17 protein-coding genes are annotated in these 18,352 nt (G+C 61.7%); 5 read left to right on the forward strand and 12 right to left on the reverse strand.

From position 1 onward, the window contains the following. Nucleotides 1–12: 12 nt before the first annotated feature. Together ABIB60_RS07740 and ABIB60_RS07745 are read right to left on the reverse strand one after the other, a co-directional pair. Entirely contained in the window at nt 13–1,299 is a 1,287-nt protein-coding gene (locus ABIB60_RS07740) for an MATE family efflux transporter (RefSeq protein ID WP_354578932.1), read from the reverse strand. Nucleotides 1,300–1,529: 230 nt separating this feature from the next. Continuing rightward, nucleotides 1,530–2,540: a hypothetical protein gene (locus ABIB60_RS07745; RefSeq protein ID WP_354578934.1), complete on the reverse strand. Its 1,011-nt coding sequence runs from the start codon at nt 2,538–2,540 to the stop codon at nt 1,530–1,532. A 154-nt stretch (nt 2,541–2,694) separates the two neighbouring features. Here ABIB60_RS07745 and corA point away from each other — a divergent pair, with 154 nt between their 5' ends. Continuing rightward, on the forward strand, nt 2,695–3,903 hold the full coding sequence (corA, locus tag ABIB60_RS07750) for a magnesium/cobalt transporter CorA (protein ID WP_354578935.1): 1,209 nt from the start codon (nt 2,695–2,697) through the stop codon (nt 3,901–3,903). A gap of 165 nt (nt 3,904–4,068) precedes the next feature. Here corA and ABIB60_RS07755 read toward each other — a convergent pair whose 3' ends face one another. Continuing rightward, on the reverse strand, nt 4,069–6,795 hold the full coding sequence (locus ABIB60_RS07755) for a hypothetical protein (protein WP_354578937.1): 2,727 nt from the start codon (nt 6,793–6,795) through the stop codon (nt 4,069–4,071). A gap of 138 nt (nt 6,796–6,933) precedes the next feature. Between ABIB60_RS07755 and ABIB60_RS07760 the strand changes: the two genes are divergently transcribed. Beyond that, nucleotides 6,934–8,421 carry an APC family permease gene (locus ABIB60_RS07760; RefSeq protein ID WP_354578939.1) on the forward strand — a complete coding sequence of 496 codons (1,488 nt, stop codon included), beginning with the start codon at nt 6,934–6,936 and terminating at the stop codon, nt 8,419–8,421. Between the two features lie 98 nt (nt 8,422–8,519). Here ABIB60_RS07760 and ABIB60_RS07765 read toward each other — a convergent pair whose 3' ends face one another. Beyond that, nucleotides 8,520–9,206 (reverse strand): carboxypeptidase-like regulatory domain-containing protein, encoded by a 687-nt coding sequence (locus ABIB60_RS07765; protein ID WP_354578941.1) that lies wholly within the window; start codon nt 9,204–9,206, stop codon nt 8,520–8,522. A 270-nt stretch (nt 9,207–9,476) separates the two neighbouring features. Continuing rightward, entirely contained in the window at nt 9,477–9,866 is a 390-nt protein-coding gene (locus ABIB60_RS07770; RefSeq protein ID WP_354578942.1) for a hypothetical protein, read from the reverse strand. 265 nt (nt 9,867–10,131) lie between these two features. Here ABIB60_RS07770 and ABIB60_RS07775 point away from each other — a divergent pair, with 265 nt between their 5' ends. Then, nucleotides 10,132–10,362, forward strand: coding sequence for a hypothetical protein (locus ABIB60_RS07775; protein ID WP_354578943.1), 231 nt, complete (start codon nt 10,132–10,134; stop codon nt 10,360–10,362). A 10-nt stretch (nt 10,363–10,372) separates the two neighbouring features. Here the strand turns inward: ABIB60_RS07775 and ABIB60_RS07780 are convergent, their stop codons facing one another. The 6 genes from ABIB60_RS07780 to ABIB60_RS07805 form a co-directional block, all read right to left on the reverse strand. Continuing rightward, nucleotides 10,373–11,383, reverse strand: coding sequence for an alpha/beta fold hydrolase (locus ABIB60_RS07780; RefSeq protein WP_354578944.1), 1,011 nt, complete (start codon nt 11,381–11,383; stop codon nt 10,373–10,375). Nucleotides 11,384–11,449: 66 nt separating this feature from the next. Continuing rightward, nucleotides 11,450–11,959: a hypothetical protein gene (locus tag ABIB60_RS07785; RefSeq protein ID WP_354578945.1), complete on the reverse strand. Its 510-nt coding sequence runs from the start codon at nt 11,957–11,959 to the stop codon at nt 11,450–11,452. A 99-nt stretch (nt 11,960–12,058) separates the two neighbouring features. Further along, the gene (locus ABIB60_RS07790; RefSeq protein ID WP_354578946.1) at nt 12,059–12,856 is read right to left on the reverse strand and encodes a hypothetical protein; all 798 of its coding nucleotides are present in this window, start codon (nt 12,854–12,856) and stop codon (nt 12,059–12,061) included. 236 nt (nt 12,857–13,092) lie between these two features. Continuing rightward, nucleotides 13,093–13,638, reverse strand: coding sequence for a heme NO-binding domain-containing protein (locus tag ABIB60_RS07795; protein WP_354578947.1), 546 nt, complete (start codon nt 13,636–13,638; stop codon nt 13,093–13,095). A 129-nt stretch (nt 13,639–13,767) separates the two neighbouring features. Beyond that, nucleotides 13,768–14,664, reverse strand: coding sequence for an anti-sigma factor (locus ABIB60_RS07800; RefSeq protein WP_354578948.1), 897 nt, complete (start codon nt 14,662–14,664; stop codon nt 13,768–13,770). A 2-nt stretch (nt 14,665–14,666) separates the two neighbouring features. Beyond that, nucleotides 14,667–15,224 carry an RNA polymerase sigma factor gene (locus ABIB60_RS07805; protein WP_315996492.1) on the reverse strand — a complete coding sequence of 186 codons (558 nt, stop codon included), beginning with the start codon at nt 15,222–15,224 and terminating at the stop codon, nt 14,667–14,669. Nucleotides 15,225–15,477: 253 nt separating this feature from the next. Here ABIB60_RS07805 and ABIB60_RS07810 point away from each other — a divergent pair, with 253 nt between their 5' ends. Further along, nucleotides 15,478–16,878 carry an NAD-dependent succinate-semialdehyde dehydrogenase gene (locus tag ABIB60_RS07810; RefSeq protein ID WP_354578950.1) on the forward strand — a complete coding sequence of 467 codons (1,401 nt, stop codon included), beginning with the start codon at nt 15,478–15,480 and terminating at the stop codon, nt 16,876–16,878. A gap of 43 nt (nt 16,879–16,921) precedes the next feature. On the opposite strand, the gene ABIB60_RS07815 is transcribed toward ABIB60_RS07810, so the two are convergent. Continuing rightward, nucleotides 16,922–17,323: a ribosomal maturation YjgA family protein gene (locus ABIB60_RS07815; RefSeq protein WP_354578951.1), complete on the reverse strand. Its 402-nt coding sequence runs from the start codon at nt 17,321–17,323 to the stop codon at nt 16,922–16,924. Between the two features lie 235 nt (nt 17,324–17,558). Here ABIB60_RS07815 and ABIB60_RS07820 point away from each other — a divergent pair, with 235 nt between their 5' ends. Continuing rightward, nucleotides 17,559–18,335 carry an oxygenase MpaB family protein gene (locus ABIB60_RS07820; RefSeq protein ID WP_354578953.1) on the forward strand — a complete coding sequence of 259 codons (777 nt, stop codon included), beginning with the start codon at nt 17,559–17,561 and terminating at the stop codon, nt 18,333–18,335. The last annotated feature ends 17 nt before the right edge of the window (nt 18,336–18,352 follow it).

An 18,352-nucleotide genomic window follows, 5' to 3' on the forward strand; every position in this document is an offset into this window, starting at 1 on the left:
CCCGTTAGCACCTCAGGCCGGCCGGATGGCGCGCCGGAAGTACCAGAGGCACCAGCCCAGCAGCAAACCATAGCGCAGGGCCTGAGCCAGGGGCGCACCCAGCAGCCCGAAGCGCGGCAGCAACCCCGCCAGCAACCCCGCCAGCAGCACCGCCGAGGCGGCCTGTACCGCTACGTAGCGGCCCACCCGGGCCTGGGCCGTGAGCAGAAACAGCAGAATCCAGGTCAGGAACTTCAGCCAATCGGCCAGCAGCTGGGGGCCCAGCAGATAGGCAGCGGCGGCAAAGCGCGGCTCAAACAGCAGGGGCAAAAGCCAGCCTCGCAGCAGCCACAGCAAGACCAGCCCCAGGGCCAGCACCGGGGCCAGCCCCGCCAGTACGGTACGCACCAGCCGGGCCCGCTCCTGGGGGCGGGCACTCAGGGCCGCCAGCCGGGGATAATACACGCTGCTCATCAAAGCCGAAAAAACCATGGTATAGTTGTCGGAGAGTTTGGCTACGGCCTGCCACAAATCGGTGGCTGCCAACCCAAACTGCCGGATAAGCACCTCCCGCAGGCTGAAATCCACGGCTTTGGAGAACAGCAGCACACTCAGGGCCATCAGCAGAAACCGGCCCAGGCCGCGCAGCGCGGGGCGGCTGAAGGCCCCGTGCAGCCGGGGCAGCAGCCCGGCCCGCCGGGCCACGGCGGCGGCCGGCAGCAGCGTACCACCCTGGGCCAGCAAGTAGGCTAACAGCGCATGGGGCACCGCGCCACCCGCGTACAGCACCGCCGCTACTGCCACCGGCCCACTTACACTGAGCAGCACCGTAAGCCCCACGTAGGCCCCCAACCGCCCGGCGGCCAGCAGCACCGTCACCACAAACGCGTGCCCAACCAGCAGCGTCAGCCCCAGGCAAAACAGCAGCGTCCAGCCCCAGCCGGTGCCGAATACCCCCACCAGCGGCCCCGGCCACAGCAGCAGCAACCCGGCGCTTAGCAGCAGGGCCAGTGCATTCAGCCCCAGACCGGCACCCAGCCAAGCCCGGTAGCGCCCCGAGCCGGCCCGTAGCGGAGCCAGGTATTTCACCGTGCCCACATGCACCCCGTCGTTGGGCAGGGTGGTGAACAGAGCCATGAGGTTTTGAAAGTGCGCTAGCAGCGTGAGGCCACCCGGGCCACCATACACGGCCAGCAACTTATTGAGCACCAGCGCCCCGGCTGTGCGGGCAGCCACGGCCACCCCGGAGCCCACCGAGCCGCGCAGCAACCGGGCAAGTACGGCGGCGCGGGGTTCGGGCTGGGCAGGGGGCGTAGGCATAAGCGGGAAAAAGCCAGCAAGACTCAGGGCAAGACGGCGGGGTAAGGGGTAAAGATAAGGGGTTGTGGTGCCCTTGGAGCTCACGCACTATTGCTCCCCCAGCCCGTTACTCCTGGCGCGGCTACGCTTTTGCGAGGAGCAAGAGTGCAAGGTATTCCTTATGCTACTTAGCAAAACTGCTTCACCTGCTTTGGCTATAACCTGGCCCGCCTCACCCCGAAGCTACTCGGCTAGTGCAGGGCTTTTTCCAGTGTCAGCTTAAGGCCCGGGACGCCGCCCAGGTGGCGCTTGAACTGCAGCAAGGAACGGTTGAGGCCCTCCGGCAGCGTGGACGTGCCCAGGTCGAGCAGGCGCATGCCACTGGCCTGGCCGAAGGCGTGTAAGCCGGCGTTTAGCAGCACTACCGGGCTAAACGTATTGTAAGCCAATGGACTAGCCGGGTAAAAGTTGTACAGCACATCCTTACCCACCCGAATGGCAACGGTAAGGGCGGCCCACTCCCCGGCCGGGTTCCGTACCGAGAACAGGAATACCTGCTGCGGCAGGGCCCGAAACAGCGTTTGTAACTGCTCCAATGTCATGGAAAGCTCTTGCCCTTTTTCTAGGCGGCAGCGGCGCAGAAACTCGTAGGCCAAGGGCAGCAGCAGTGGTGGCTCCTGCTCAAACTGCAGGCCGTGCCGCGCACACTTAAGCAGGCGGCGCCGCTCCGAGGGATGCAGCCCCGCCCGAAAGCTCTGGTGCAGCGGCAGGTGATGGTTGATTTCGGCCAGTTTCACCGCGTACCCCCGCTGCCGCAGCACCTCAGCTAAACGGGCCGTAGTGGTGGGCTCGTACGCAAAGGCCGGCAGGCGCATGGTGAGGTGGCGGACGCCCCGCTCCCGCAAGGCCGTTTCCGCTGCAGTTAGCAAAGCGTGCAGGGCAGCGGCCGGTAAGTCTGGGGCGAGCTGCACTGCCCCGAATGGTGCCTGCCAGGGGCTGCGGGCGGCCGCCCCATCGGCGCTCAGAAACACGGCTAGCTGGGCTACAGTACGGTTTTCGGCGGGTTCTTCCAGAAAAAAATGCAGCCGCTCCCCAGGGCTTGGCTGCAGGGCCAGGTGCTCGGGCTGCTGGTAAAGCCAGGGCTCATAGGCCGGCGGCAACACGGGCTGCGCCACCCATCCGCTCACCAGCCGCAGGGCATACTGCTCCCACTGGGCCGGCAAGGGCAACGAATACGCCGAAGGGGGGGAGGACGGGAGCAAGGGCAACGGAGAAGAGGGCGCGAAAGTACGAGGTTTTCTGGCCTGCAGGTGTACGGAGTGCCGGTTTGTGCTGTTTCCAGGGGTAACGCCCCCTTCGGTTGAGCTTTTCCGCCAAATCCTCGTAGACTATCTGCCCCAATGCTTCTTACCCCGCATGAGCTCTTCTGCTACCGCCACTCCCCTGCCGCCGCTGCCCGCTACACCTACTCCGCCCGAGGAAGAGGATGAGGGCCCTCACACCTCCATCACCGCCGACCGGGCCGCAACGCGCCAGGCCCGGCTGCAACGGGTGGGGCAGCGGCCAGGCACACTCAACATCCGGGAGGGGGCACTTACGCCCCGCCTCTTTCTGATTTCCTACGATGACACCTTTTTTCAGGAGCAGGAATACCAGAGCTATGAGGAACTCCTGGCCTATTTTCGGCAGCACTCCGAGCTAAAACACTGGCTCGATATCCGAGGCTACAATGATTTGGCCTTGATGCAGCGCCTGCAGGAGGATTTTCGCATTCATCCGCTGCAGATGGAGGACGTGCTGAATGACTACCAGCGGGCCAAGGTGGAGGAAACCGAGGACGGGCTGTTCCTGGTGTCCCGCATGACGGAGTTCACGCGGCTGCTCGATATCGACGACGACCAGCTGTCCATTTTTACGGGCCCCAACTACGTGCTCACGTTCCAGGATGATTATGAGGACTGCCTGGAAACCGTGCGCCTGCGCCTGCGCACCGGCCGCAGCAACATCCGGCGCCGCTCTCCTCTGTACCTGGCCTACGCCCTCACCGATGTAGTGCTCGACCACTACTACCCTACCATGGCGGCCATCGGCGACTACCTGGAAACGCTGGAGGAGCGCATTTTCCAGGGCCGGCCCGACCGCCGGGTGCTCAACCGCATTCTGCACATCAAGAAGGATATAGTGCGCTTCCGGCGGCTGGTGTACCCCGAGCGGGAGAAAATTGCCGAGTTGCTGCGCATGCCCGAAGAGCAGATGCCGGACGAAATCAAGGTATTTTTCAAGGACTGCTACGACCACGCCATTCAGGCCCTGGACCTGGCCGAAAGCTACCGCGAAACCGTGAGCAGCCTGGTAGAGCTGTATATGTCGGACCAGGCCAACCGGGCCAACGAGGTAATGAAGGTGCTGACTATCATCAGCAGCATTTTCATTCCCCTGAGCTTCGTGGTGGGCCTCTACGGCATGAACTTCCAGCGGGAAGGGCCCGATGGCCGCATCAACTACCTCAACATGCCGGAGCTATACAGTCCCTGGGGCTACCCCGTACTGCTGATGATTTTGGGGCTGATTGTCATTTTCCAACTCGCCTATTTCTACCGCAAAGGCTGGCTGACGGATAAGTGAAGCAGTGAAATGGTGCAGGAATGCTGTTATTCTGTCTGCAGTGAAGGCACTTGCCACGCGTGAACAAACCGCTCGTACAGGCGTCGTTCTGCGGTTGTAAGGTTCGTCGGTCGGCGCAGGATGACAGCACTATTTCCCGTCTTCCATCCTGCCCATCTCACTGTTTCACAACTTCACATCGGTGCGGCGCAGCTCGGAGCCTACTACCCGGAACAGGTGGTAAATATCGGTGGCGGGGTCGAAGGTGAGGGCGGCCTGGGGGGCGGTGTTGCGGAAGGGTTGCCCGCTTACCAGCCGGGCTTTGGCATCGTAGAGGAAAAGGTTGCCAGGACCGGTTTCGGTAAGGGCATACAGCTGCCGGCCCGGACCAAAGTTGAAATACTGCACGGAGCGCGGGGCCGACGTAACGAACTGCTGACTGAGCAGTTGTCGGCCCGAGGCATCAAACAAGGCACTCCGGCCGCCTTCTTCCCGCGCCACCACAAAGCTGCGCTGGGCCTGGTCGGGAATGAGCTGGAAGCGGCTGCTGCGGCTCCAGGTAGCCACGCGCCGCCGGCTCACAATGTCCCCGCTCAGGTTGAAGCTCACTAACTCCCCGTGCTGGTTTACCACCGTCAGGCGGCTGCGGCTGAGCGTAGCACCGGTTTCGGCCAGGCCGCTGCCCGCCAAGCGTCCGCCCATGCTAATGGGGAAGCCTGGGTAAGTGCCACCGGCCTCGTCGAAGGCATATACGTAGCCGTTTTCGAGTAGAACCACCAGCACATCACGGCCGGCTACGGTGAGGTAATGCGGGGGGCCGGCCAGCCGGAACTCCAGCTGCTTGGGCTGCCACCCCGGAAACGTGCGCCCCTGGGTATCATACAGAAACAGGTTGCCGCTGGCCCCGGCCACTAGCAGGCGACGTACCCCGCCCTCCCCCGGCGATACGCTCAGGGACGTGGCCCGCACGGTATCGGGGAGGTTAAGCGGGAAGTTGGGCTGCACCTGCCCCCGATTGTTGTACTGGAACAGTTGGCCAGGGGTAGCCAGCAGGAAGCCCAAGGTACCTGGCAGCCGGAATGTAGGCCCCACCAGCGGCCCCGGCAGCGTATCGGACCAAGCCACCACGTTATCGGGGGTGATGTAATGCAGCACATGGGCAGTATCCTGCACCAGTACGCCGGGCAGCTTGGCGCCGGTGATGAGCACGGCTTCCGGGGAGCTGCTCAGCGGCGTTTTGAAGGCCAGCACGCTGCCCGTACCACTCTGGTTCTGGGGGCGGGCTTCGGCGGGCCCCACCACGGGGTGGCGCAGCACAAACTGGGTGAAGTACTGGGCCCCGGCCTCCTGCTCATTGGCGGCGGGCACCCACTGCAGGCACACCTGCGGAAAGCGTTTGAATAAGGTTTCGTTGCGCAGCAGGCCGGCCCGCCGCTCTTCCTGCAGCCCGCGCAGCAACAGGTTCCAGCAGTTACGGGTATCCAGCAGCACCCGCAGGCGGGCCAGGGGCTGCGTTTCCTGCAAAAAGGCCACCTGCGTGGGGGAACGGCTCCATACCTGCCCGGCCGCCACATCCGTTAGCCACTGCTGCAGGGCGGCCTCATCGTCGCCGAAAGCTACGTAGTTACCTACCTGGGCCACTACCGGCGCCGCGAATCCCTGAAATACGGACCCCATAAGCCGGCGAGGCAGCTCGGGCACGCCGGTTTGATAAAGCTGATAAGGACCTACCCGCCCAAAGGCCGGGCTGGCCCCCGCCGCCCGCCGCAGCTGGCCCAGCAGCAGACTTACCTTCCCAGGGTTAACCGTGTAGGCCAGGGCTAGCTTGCCGGGCCGGGCGCGGGCCGAAGGCGTACCTAAATAGCACAGAGCCGCTTCCTGGCTGAGTTGAGCCGTGAGGCTATCCAGTAGCCCACCCGTTTTGGCCGCTACCGAATCGGGGGTGGCGGGGCGCTGGTTGCCCCGCAATACGGCAAGCTGCCCCAGCCCCAGATGCACTACCAGAGCAGCCCGCAGCGGCAGCACTTCGGCCATGCGCAGGCGCTGGGCCGGCTGGCCCAGTAGCCGCTGGTGCAGGCCGTCGTGGGTGGTTTCGGGGTTGGCAAAGCCGGTGAAGGCGACCTTGTTGCCGGCCAGCTTCATCTCCGTCATGCAGTTGCGGGCCAGGCTGGCCACAGTAGCCATTTCGGGGGTCAGCTCCTGGCGGAAGAACACAGCCAGCAGCTGGGGCAGGCGGCGCTGGTTGAGCAGCAGGGTCGCGTCCACGTCGCGCAGCTGGAAGTAATCGGTGCTCTGGAAGTCGGCGGCTACGGTGGGGGCCTCGGGGTTTTGGAGGCGGCGGGCCACGGCCTCTACCAGGCCCGGGCTGGCGCTCAGCAGCAGATGGTTGCGGTAGTTCAGCAGCGTGAGACCCTCCTGGCTCCCTTTGGGGCGCACCTCCGTCAGCAGCTGGTCTTCATATTCCCGGTCGGTTACCTCGAAACGAGGGTCCCGGCCCAGGCCTTCCAGCAGGCTGCGCACCTGCCGGTACTCCCGCACGCTGCTGATGGGTATCTGAAACAGGACGTCGAACCGGCCCGGGCCCGTCACGTGCAGGGAGGTCAGCACCCGCTTGCGGCCTAGAAACCGCAGCACCACGTTGCGCCCCCCGGTCAGGCTGTCGGCCAGGGTGAGCTGGTCCTCCACCTGCTGAAAATAGCGCACGGCCGAGAGGTTGTCCCAGAGTTGGGTTTCCTTGAGGTGGCGCACCAGCGTGGGGTGGTCGCGCGTGACGGCCACCAGCACGGCATCCTCGGGTACCAGGGCCCAGGGGTCTACCGGTACGCGGGCCACGGTGCGGCGGTAGTACACGTAGGAGCCCAGCGCCGTGAGCAGCAGCAAACCCGTCAAGAAAACCAGTACTCGTTGCGACATGCAGGAAAACCCGGGAGGTGGGAAGGGCAAAAATAGCTATTCGGCGCGGAGTGCGCTGTTGCTACGGCCGGGCCGGGTGCGGGGTTTGCAGGGCAGTTTTCTATCTTCCGCCCCGAAACACTTCCTACTCTCCTACCTATGTCCGAAAAACAAGGCCATTTTCAGCGGGCCATTACGCTGTTTGACGCCGTCATGATTGTGACCGGCAGCATGATTGGCTCCGGCATTTTCATTGTCAGCACCGATATCAGCCGCAAAGTAGGCTCCAGCGGCTGGCTGCTGGTGGTGTGGCTGCTGACGGGCGTGATTACCCTGGCCGGGGCCGTGAGCTACGGCGAGCTTTCCTCCATGTTCCCGAAAGTGGGTGGGCAGTACGTGTACCTGCGCGAGGCCTACAACAAGCTGGTGGCGTTTCTCTACGGCTGGACGCTGTTTCTGGTGATTCAAACCGGGGTAATTGCGGCCGTAGCCGTGGCCTTTGCCCGCTTCACGGGCGTACTGCTGCCCTGGTTTTCCGAAACCAACGTGCTGTTTCAGCTGGAAGGCGTGCCGCTGCTGGGCACTTTTAAGTTTACTACGGTGCAGTTGCTGGCCATTCTGCTGCTGGTGTTTCTCACCTTCATCAACTCCCGCGGGGTGCGCTCCGGCAAGCTGATTTCCAATATCTTCGGCAGCACCAAGCTCGTGGCATTGGGCCTCTTGATTCTGTTTGGGCTGCTGCTGGGCGTGAATGATCAGGCCGTCAGCCAGAACTTCGAGAATGTGTGGCAGGCCATGAGCTTTGATGCGGCCGGGCAGGGCACGCCCCTCACGGTAACGGCCCTGGTTTCAGCCATTGGCCTGGCCATGACGGGCTCCTTGTTCAGCTCCGACGCCTGGAACAACATCGGTTTCTCGGGCGACGAAATTGTGCGGCCCGAGCGCACCATCGTACTCAGCATGGCCCTGGGCACCGGCATCGTCACGGCCCTGTACATTCTCATCAACGTGGTGTACCTGCTGGTGCTGCCCCTGCACGGCGACCCTACCGCCACCGATGTAATGGGCCGGGGCATTATGTACGCCGCCAACGAGCGGGTGGGCACTGCCGCCGCCGAAAGCATTATGGGCGCGCCCGGCGCCTACATCATGGCTGTACTCATTATGATTAGCACCTTCAGCGCCGATAACAGCATTCTGCTGTCGGGGGCGCGGGCCTACTATGCCATGGCCAAGGATGGGGTGTTTTTTCCCGGTATGGCCAAGCTCAACAAGGCCGGTGTGCCCAGCGTGGCCTTGTGGGGCCAGTGCCTCTGGGCTTGCCTGCTCTGTCTGTCGGGCTCCTATGGCGAGCTGCTGAACTACGTGATGTTCTCGGTAATTCTGTTTTACGTTATTACCATCATTGGCATTTTTGTGTTGCGCCGCACCCGCCCCGATGCTCCCCGTCCCTACCGGGCCTGGGGGTACCCAGTGGTGCCGCTGCTGTACGTGGTGCTGGCCTCGGCCTTCTGCTTTATCCTGCTCACCGACCCAGCCAACTCCAAGTTTGCCCAGCGTGGGTTGCTGCTGGTAGCTGTGGGCGTGCCGGTGTACTTCCTGTTCGGCAAGCAGTTTGCCGGCAAAAGCGAGCGAGTTGACTCCTGATAAGGGTAGTCTTTCGGTCAAGAGAAAGCCCTACCCGGTTCTACCGGGTGGGGCTTTCTCTTGGCTACTTGTTTGGTTGCTTGACTGCTAGTTGGCTGCTAGCGACGTTTGCGGCGGGCACCTTCTTTGGGCAGCAGCGTTACGTTTTGGGGCTGGCTGCTGCGGGTGCGCACTTCCTGGTCTTCGTAGCCCCCGTAGCCGTATACCAGGGTGTTTTCGCCAGCGGGTACTTCAATGGAGTAGTTGCCATTGGCATCGGTACCAGCCACCTTCTTCAGGCCGCGCACCATTACGGTAGCGCCGGCCATGGGCCGGCCGTTTTCATCCAGAATGCGGCCCGTCATGGTTACGTTAGCGGGGGCCGCCTCGGCCGCGGCGGGAGCCACGGCGGCGGGTACTGGCTCCACTGCTACGGGCTCATCGGCGGGAGCGGCTTCCGGGGCTACAGCCACGGCAGCGGCGGCGGTAGGTTTAGCGGCCGTTGGTTTGGCCGCTGCCGTGGCGGGCTTAGCGGCAGCCTCATCCTCGGCAGATTTTTCCTCTTCAGCGGCGGCTTCCTGGGGGCGGGAGGCCGTCACTGTGGCCTCTCCCAGCTCCATTACGGGCATGGCATTGGCAATCCGGCGGGTGGCCTGGGCCGGCAACAGCACGTAACCCAACACCAGTACTGCTACTATGGCACCCACTATAATGGCCAGCCGACGGTTGCCCGATGACAGATCTTCCTCTTCGAGGTTGAGGTCCGAAGGAACTTCTTCAGGTTGAGTAGAAGTGTTTACATCCATAAATCAGGGCAAGAATAAAGTGGGAAGTGAGTGTGAGTCAGAGAAGGTAAAGGAGCCTGTACGAGTAAGTGGGCACTTACCCCCGCATGAACGGCCGCTAAAGATAAATCTTTCCCGAGTGCTCCTCCTAACACTATTTCCAATATCTGGATTTATTTCCCGGCTTGGTTGCAATGAATGCCCTCGTTTTATATCAGTATGTAAAAAATAAGGAGGCCCGCTCTCTGCTGGCAGAAAGCGGGCCTCCTTATCACGTACTAGCGGCTATGGCTAGTCGTGGGCTGGTTTGGCCGGGCCACTTGGCGCCTTTTCGCCAAAATCCTGATCCTGGGTACGGATGTCGTTGCCCATTTGGTAGCTGCCCTCAACCCCAAAGCCGGGGCCACTGGCCTGCTCGCCGGCATCGTGGTGCTCGTTGCCGCCTTGTGGCTGCCCTTCGCCCCCGCCAATGTGCAGGTTTTCCAGTTGGTCCTTTTGGTCGGAGCGTTGGGTGTAGCCGCCAGCGCCCATGTTGCGGTGGGCCGAGGGGTCGTCGGCCGACTTACCGTTGCTCATGTCCTCTTTAAATTCTTTCTCCTTTTCCAGCTGCTCGTTTTCGGGAATAGCCTGCTGGCTGTTATGAACGATGTCTTTGTTGGAAGTTTCGTTGGAAGTAGCCATACTGAAGGGTCTGATGGGTGGGTTTGGTACTACCCGGCTGTACGCGTGGCCGGGCGCCAGGGTTGATGATAGTTGTCTGCCAACTGCTGCTTTTTGCCATCCTGATAGTAGGTCCGGGTGGGTAGTGTTGGGCCTACCTCCGCGCTGCTATTCTCGTACGTACTTTTGCCGAGGCGTTTCAGCTTGCTTTTGGCAAAGGCCTTTGTTTTACTTTCAGCGGGAACCCGTTTTTCGGCGCCCTCTACTTCTCAGTGTTGCCCTTCTCATGGATTTTTCAAAACTATACCGCCCCAGCGCCCTCAACAGCTTCCAGTACATTGCCGTTGTAGGAGCCATTATGAGTGGGGGCGCGCAACTCATCATCCGGTGGCTGGGCCAAACCCAGCCCGAAGGCTACAATTACCTCTACCTGTGCTGGCTGGGCCTGTACGTAGCCGGAACCTTGCTGAACCTATTCGGCAAGCCCGATAGTGGGCACCACCATCACCACCACTAAGAGCTGAACCTTACTTTTTCAAAAATGCCAGCAGCTCCCGGTGGAAGGCTTCCCGGGCTTCCAGGTGCGGGATGTGGCCTACTCCTCTCAAAGAAACCAGCCGACTACCCTTAATTTGAGCGGCCGTGCGCTGGCCCAGGGCGGGGTACTGCCCCATGCGCGCCAGCACGGCCGGGTCCTTAATGAGCCCTTTGCCTACCACCGTCCGGTCATCCTGGCCGATAACGAGCAGCGTAGGCACGGTTATCCGGCTGAACTCGTAGCACACCGGCTGCTGATAAATCATCTCGAAGGTGAGGGCGTTGGCCCGGGCTACCCGCGGAAAATCGGGGTGGCGGGTTTGGGCCACGAGGGGCAGCAGCCATTCGTCGTGGGCCGTAGGGTAGCCGTGGGGGTAATAGGTGGCGTGGTATTTCCGCAGGCTGGCCTCGGTGGTTTTCAGTTCGCCGGCTTCCACCTGGGCCAGGGGCTGAAACGGCACACCTACGCGGTAATCTTCCAGCCCAATGGGGTTTTCCAGCACCAGCCGCTCAGTTTGCTGCGGATACAGCAGGGCAAACCGGGTAGCCAGCATGCCGCCCATGCTGTGCCCCACCACTACGGCCTTACGCACGCCCAACGTATCGAGCAGGCGGTGCGTGTTGGCGGCCAGTTGGTGAAAGGAATAGTGGATATCGGGCTTGTCCGATTTGCCGAACCCTATCTGATCGGGCACCACTACCCGGTAGCCGCTACCCGTCAGAAACCGGATAGTTTCGCGCCAGTAGGCCCCGAAGAAGTTTTTACCGTGCAGCAGCACAATGGTGCGGCCGTTGCCGGCACCGCTGGCCGGCACATCCATGTAGGCCATACGCACGGCCTGGCCTTCCAGCTGCAACGGCAGGTAGCGCACCGGATACGGGTAGTCCAGCCCATCGAGGGTGGCATTGAGTTGGGTGGGGGCAGCTGGTTGGGCCAGGGCGCCGGTTAGTAGTAGCCAGCAGCCCAGCACCGTGCAAAGGCAAAAACGCAGTATACGCATACGGGTAGAGTCAGAAAATCTACCTCGTAAACTGCCCGCCCGACCGTTAGGTTATGCCCGTGTTTGCTAGGCTCCCTGGGGGCCACGCTGCTTTAGGCGCAGCTCCAGCACGCGCGTATCCTCGTTGCTCCAGATGAAATTGCGGATGTCCTCTACCCGAAACACGACCAGCCCATCGGCCGCTCCGTACTCGGTGAAGCACTCCATAAGCACCTGCTCCGGCGTAAGTTGACGCACGTAGCCGAAGTAATCCATGCCCAGATGGGTGTACACGTTTACCAGTTGGCCCAGCTGGTGCGCCCGCTCCAGCAGCAACGGCACCGACACGTACTCCTGCTCCAGAAACTGGGGCGACTTTAGCCCGGCGTACACCTTATCCAAGTTATCGGCTTTAAACTCAACGTGGCGGATGTACTGGTCATCGAAGTCCAGCTGAAACACCTCCTGCATGTTAAACGACTGGATGGCCGTGGGCATTCCGTCGCGGTTGATGATGCGCAGCACCAACACTTCATCGGAAAAGCTAAGCACGTAGCCCACCGAAAAACGGCCTGGCTCGCTTTGGCTGGTACGCACACCCAGCAAGCGTTTTTCTTGCCGCGCCCTGTTTAAAATTTCCTGGAATAACCCCTCCATACCCTGGTTTCAGACGATTAGAAGCGTGAAGCTACGCATTTAGCCCTTCACTACTGTCGCGCTTGTGGAAGGGGCGCTTACCGAGTCGTGGGCGGCTGGAGTGGAGCCAGGCTGAGTGGCGCGGCGGCTTACCTGTTTCAGCCACAGGGTACGGCCATCCCAGGTAGTACTGCGCAGCAGCACATTGGGGTAGGCCTTGGCAAACCAATACTGGTTCTGGCGGGCGTCCGTCAGGGTTACGCGCACGCGCCAGGCGGGTTCGGGCGTGTCGGTGGGGGCCCCCTCTTCTACCCGCACCTGAGCCTGGTACAGGGTGGGCCTGCTGGCCTGGTTAGTTAGCTGCAACTCATATACAGCTGCCGGGAAGGAGGGTCGGCGGGCAAAATCCAGACTGCGCAGGGTGTAGGGCAGGGCATCCTCGAAGAGCACGTTGTGGCGCAGCACACGCTGCCCGCTACCCTGCCCATCGTGGTAGGCGGTGTAGGCTTGCTGGTACTGCAGCCCATCATCCACTATTGTCTTGAACACGCTGCCCGCCCACTCCTGCACCGAGGCGGTGAGTTTGTGCAGCACCACTGGCTGGTCGCGGCGGAAAAACAACGTAGCCTGGGCGTGGTGCGGATAGGCGGTACCCGGCAGGCTGTACAGCTGCGTGAGGCGCATCACCGGAAAAATATCCTTGCGTTCCAACGAATCGGTGCGGACGTTGTACTGCTGGTTGAATTCCTCCTTGACCGTTGCCTGCGTGTACACAAAGCGGCGGATTTCGCCGTCCACTTTCTGCTCGGCCTCGTACACGGCCACTTCTTCCTGCCCATCCTCCCATAGGGGGTTCATTGCCCAGGCCATCAGGAACGGGCTTCCTTGCTGCGTCAGGGGGTTGCCGTGCGGGGCCGCTTCCGTTTTTACAGGCTTCCTGCCGCCTGATTCGGAAGAGCAGGACAGCAGGCTGGTGCCCACGCACAAGCAAACGACTGAAAGGAAAGTACGCGGCATATCGGGAGGAGAAACAAACTCAGGAGTAGGCTCTACTACGCGCAAACCCAGGACGAATGTTCGTGTACCCGCCGGATTTACTTGCGCACGCGCCGCACCCGAATCCGTACTTTCTCCCCGTTTTCGGAGGTAACTGGCTCTACTTCTATCTGGTCGGCCTCATCGTAGTAGGCGGCTACTCCCCGCACAATGCCCACCGCCAGCCCGCCCATACGCCGCTTCGATACGTAGTCAATCAGGAGCTCGTCGGGCGAGACCCGAGTGACGTTCAGCACGGGTGGGGCATTGTCGGCGTGTTCCTGCCGCACCTGCCGGTGCATGGTATTCTCGGTGTGCTCCAGCATATCCAGGGTGTTCCACTGGGGCTGGAGCAGGCGTTGGTACATGTACATCAGGTCGGGCACCAGGTACTCCCCAAACTTCTCGTGCAATTCATCAGCCGATAGGCCCGTCATAGTGGCGGCCTCCCCCACCAGCCGGTACATGTGCTCATCAGGGTACACGTGCTTGTGGTCGAAGTCGGCCGCAGTCAGCCCCGACACTTCCAGTAGCCGCACCCAGGTGCTGTGGTCGTACTGGGTTTGCACGTAGCGTTTCAGGAGGGTAAAGATGGTTCCGTGCACAGACAAAGACAAGTAAACTACCAGGAAAGGCCGTAAGGCAAACCGGCTTTCCTGGCAGTGAATGAACATAAAAAAGCAGGGAGCCGACTGCCGTAGCAATCAACTCCCTGCTTTAACTACTGTCCAGCCTTATAGGTTACCGATTACCGTCATGGTGCTCAGCGTGGGCGAGGCTACTCCCCCAACATCTTCCACCGTCATGGCAAAGGCCTGGGCACTGGCAATGTCCTTCATCTGCTGGATGCTGTCGCCGGCAGCAGTGGCGGTAGCCAACACACCGGCATCCACTGGCTTGCCATTGTCGAGGGCCCAGAGCTGGTACTGCTTGCCGGAAGGCGGAGCAGGCAAATTGCGCACATCCACGTACACGGCCTTAGTGGTGGGGTTGTAGTAAACCCGGGCTTGGGCTTCGGGAGCTTTGGGCGTGCCTTTCAATTCCACCGAGCGGAAATCGGCGCTACGGAGCACGGCCAGTTCCTGGTCACGCTCTTTCAGGGCGGCCTGCTGCGTGGCCGCATAGCGCGACTGCTCGGTCTGGGCCACTTCTAGGTTGGCTTCGGTTTCCTGAAGACGGTTGTACAGCAAGTAGTTACCTAAGCCACTAAGCATTAGCAGCGCTACGGATGCGGCAATCAGCCACTTTAACCGGCTGGGTGCTGGCTCGGCGGGGGGTAGCTGCCGAACCACGCCGTTTTCCTGCGGCGGGGCGGGCACTGCTACCGGCTCCGGTGCCGAAGAGGCTACCATGCGGGGCGCGGTAACAGGCGGTACCTGGCTTTGCTGTTCCCCAGAGTTCCGAATGGCCTCCTGCCAGCCCCGCAGCACCCGCTCCCGCATATCGTCGGGGGGCGTTACGGCGTGGGCCTCAGCGTAGGCATCCAGGCTGTGCTGAACCTGGAGCAGCTCCCGGGCAACTTCCGGGTGCTCCTCTGCAACACGCTCTACTTCAGAGCGCTCCACCTCGCTTAGCACGCCCAGGGCGTACTCTTCGAGAATACCGGATTCGATATATTCCTGAATGTTCACGATTACCGAATCAGTTTAGAAAGTACTTTGATAGCCGCCCGGGCGCGGGTTTTCACCGTGCCGAGGGGAAGGTTCAGTTCTTCTGCCACTTCGCTTTGCGTAAATCCGCCGAAATAAAGCAGGTCCACGATTTGCCGCTGCTCCGGATTCAGCTGGCGCGTCATTTCCTGCAAGCCAATGTGCTCAGGCCGGAACGAAGGTTCGGCGGCCTGGCGCAGCGCTGCACTTTCCTCTATCGGCTGCGTACGACTACCTACGCGGTACTGTCGAGAGCGGATTTTGTCAATGGCTAAATTTCGGCACACGTTCATCACCCAGGTAAACAAACGCCCTTTCGCGGCATCGTAGGAGGGAAATGAGTGCCAGATTTTCACCATCGCCTCCTGCAGCACGTCCTCGGCCAGCTCTTCTTTTTTTACAATCCGCAGAATAACGCCATACAGAGCTGCGGAGTACTTGTCATAGAAAATAGTCATGGCCCCTTCGTCCCGGTCGCGCAGGCGTTGCACGAGCAGGTTTTCCGTTTCCAGGGTAACTGACTCAGGTGTAGTAGCAGACACGGGCAGCAACTAAGAGTGACAGGGCGGCGTAGCAAAGCCGGCCCCGCAGATGAAACGAATGTACACGATAAACGCACAATGTGGGCGAAACAGCGCGCGGAATGCCAACTGTTCCTGCCAAACTCCGGTGCTACGGCCAGCGGCCAACAGATGTTATGGCCGCAAATAACCCAAGGGCAGCCGGTTTGTTGCCTTACTTACCGTCCTGAAGCCCTGCGGCGGTATTCTCCATTTACTTTCTGAGCCTGCTTATATGCCTATTGAGTCTTTAAACCCCTACTCCGGCCGCGTGGAGCGCCGCTTCCGGGCCTTTGGCCAGGCCAAAACGGCGCGCATCGTAGCCCAGGCCCACCGGGCCTTTGCCCAGTGGCGCACTACCAGTTTTAACCACCGGGCCTGCCTGATGCGCCGCGCCGCTGAGCTGCTGCGGGAACGGCAGCAGGAGCTGGCCGAGCTAATGGCCCGGGAAATGGGCAAGCCCGTTACCGATGGCCGCGCCGAAGCCGTGAAGTGCGCCCTCTGCTGCGACTATTACGCCGACCACGCCGAGCAGTTTCTGGCCGATGAGGAAATCAAAACGGAAGCCCAGCATAGCTTCATTGCCCACGAGCCCATTGGCATTGTGCTGGCCGTCATGCCCTGGAACTTCCCGTTCTGGCAGGTAGTGCGCTTTGCGGCCCCGGCCCTGATGGCGGGCAACGTAGGACTGCTCAAGCACGCCTCCAACGTGCCGCAGTGCGCCCTGGCCCTGGAAAAAATTTTTCATGATGCCGGCTTCCCGCCCGCCACGTTCCGCACGCTGCTGGTGGGCTCAGAAGTGGTAGAAAAGCTGATTGAGGACGACCGGGTGCGGGCCGTAACGCTAACTGGCTCGGAGCCGGCCGGCGCGGCCGTGGCCGCTGCGGCGGGCCGCCAGATCAAAAAAACCGTGCTCGAGCTGGGCGGCTCCGATGCCTTTATTGTGCTGGCCGATGCCGACGTGGCCCTGGCGGCCAAAACCGCCGCCCAGGCCCGCATGATTAACGCCGGGCAGAGCTGCATTGCCGCCAAGCGCTTTATCATAGAGAAGCCGGTGCTCAAGGAGTTTATCAGCCAGATGAAAACTCATCTGCTGGCCTTCCGTTCCGGCGACCCGCTGGACCCGGCCACCCAGTACGGCCCCCTGGCCCGCGCCGATTTGGCCGATGAGCTTACCCAGCAGGTAGAAGATTCCGTGCAGCAGGGCGCGAAGGTGGAACTGTATGGCGGCCAGGGCCAGCCCGGTACCGCTCTATTCCGGCCCGTGATGCTAAGTCAGGTGCGCCCCGGCCAACGGGCCTACTCCGAGGAGTTCTTCGGGCCCGTAGCCATCATTCTGGAAGCCAAAGACGCCGATGATGCCATCCGGCTGGCCAACGACTCCCGCTTTGGGCTGGGCGGCTCCATCTGGACCCGCGACGCGGCCCGGGGCCAGGCGTTGGCCCGGCGCGTGGAAGCCGGCGCGGTCTTCGTGAACAGCCTGGTGAAATCGTCGCCGGAAATGCCGTTTGGGGGGGTGAAGAAATCGGGTTACGGCCGGGAGTTGTCCCACCTGGGCATCCGGGAATTCGTCAACCAGAAGTCCATTTGGGTAGCGCCCAACGCCAAGCCCGAGGAAAAGAAGAAGGTAGAATAACGGCTACGCACCAGCCCAAGGCCCCTGGTTTTCGCGCTAACGCTCAAAAGCCAGGGGCCTTGCCGCGTCCCGCCCACAGCTGCTCCAACTTAGTCCCTACTGCCACCCCAAGGGTGTAGCAGAGTAAGTCGCTCCACAGAAAGCCCCGCCCCAGCACCAGGCCGCCCAGGGTAGTGTAGCGGAGCGCATCCAGCCAGGGCGGGTGAAAAAGCTGGCTGAACTCCACCCCAAATGCCAGTAGTAGCGCCCAATTGGCTACCCAGCGGCCGGGCTGCCGGGGCCGGCACCAGCCAAGCAGCCAGAACACCAGCAGCGCCCAGAGTACGTCGCCGGCGTAAGCGGCCACCCAACCGGGCAGCCCGGCCCCGTACCGCCGCGAGGCAAGCCCGAGCACTACGGTCAGCAAGGATAACAACGCGTAGAAAATTCGGCTGCGGGCCGGCACGTGGGCGGTATTTAAGTAAATGGAGCACGTTGGGGCTGCTGATACCATTGTGTTATAGCTAAAGTGGCTGAACAGCCCACGTGGGCACCTTTCAGGGCGCTACCGGGCAAACAGCACAGCCAGAAACTGAGGCAATTTCTCTATTTACTTTGCAACACAAAGTAATTTGAATTATTATTGTATCAACAAGTACATATTCCTGCCTTCTGGTCAGGCGGGATTATTGCAGAGCTGTATGGAATATTTTGTTGCTCAGGACTCAGTGGTGCGCACTATTTGGGGCAAGGCCGACACTGTGCTGTTCATTTTTGCCGGTGCTGCTGCCGAGTTTGCCGTTAATAAAGCCGTGGACTGGCTGTACTTCACGGGCCGGCTGCCCGCCGACCCGCTGGGCCGGCTGTTCTCGACGGTGGAATACGCGCGCCGGATTGTATTTGCCGACTCCCGGGGCGCGGAGCAGGCCATTGACACCATTGCGGCCATTCATGGCGCCGTAGAGGCCAAGCGGGGCCAGCAGATTCCGGCCTGGGCCTACCGCGACGTGCTTTATATGCTCATGGATTACTCTATTCGGGCGTTTGAGCTGCTGGAACGGCCCCTCGCGGAAGCAGAGCGGGCCGAGGTGTTCGACGTGTTCTGCCGGGTGGGCCAACGCATGGGTATTTCGGATTTGCCAGCTACGTACGCGGCCTGGCTCCCAGACCGCCAGCGCCACCTGGCGCAGGACCTCGTACACAGCGCCTGTACCACCGACTTATACCGCCAGTACCGCCGCCACCTGGGCCCGGTGCGCTACCGCCTGCTGCTGCAGGGCCAGCGCCTGGTAGTGCCCGCGCTGGTAAGCCAGCTGCTGGGCTTCGGCCGCCGCTCCTGGCTGCAGCCGGTGGTGCCACTTTACCGCGCCACCAAGCACCTGCGCCTCAGCCAATGGGTGAAAACCAGCTTACTCCCCCTCGACTACCGGGCCCAGATTGCCGCGCTGGATGTAGCGCCTGCCCCCGCTTTTCAGTAGGCCACTCAAACAGCAAG

This window comes from Hymenobacter sp. UYP22 (assembly GCF_040547285.1).
GTDB lineage: Bacteria > Bacteroidota > Bacteroidia > Cytophagales > Hymenobacteraceae > Hymenobacter.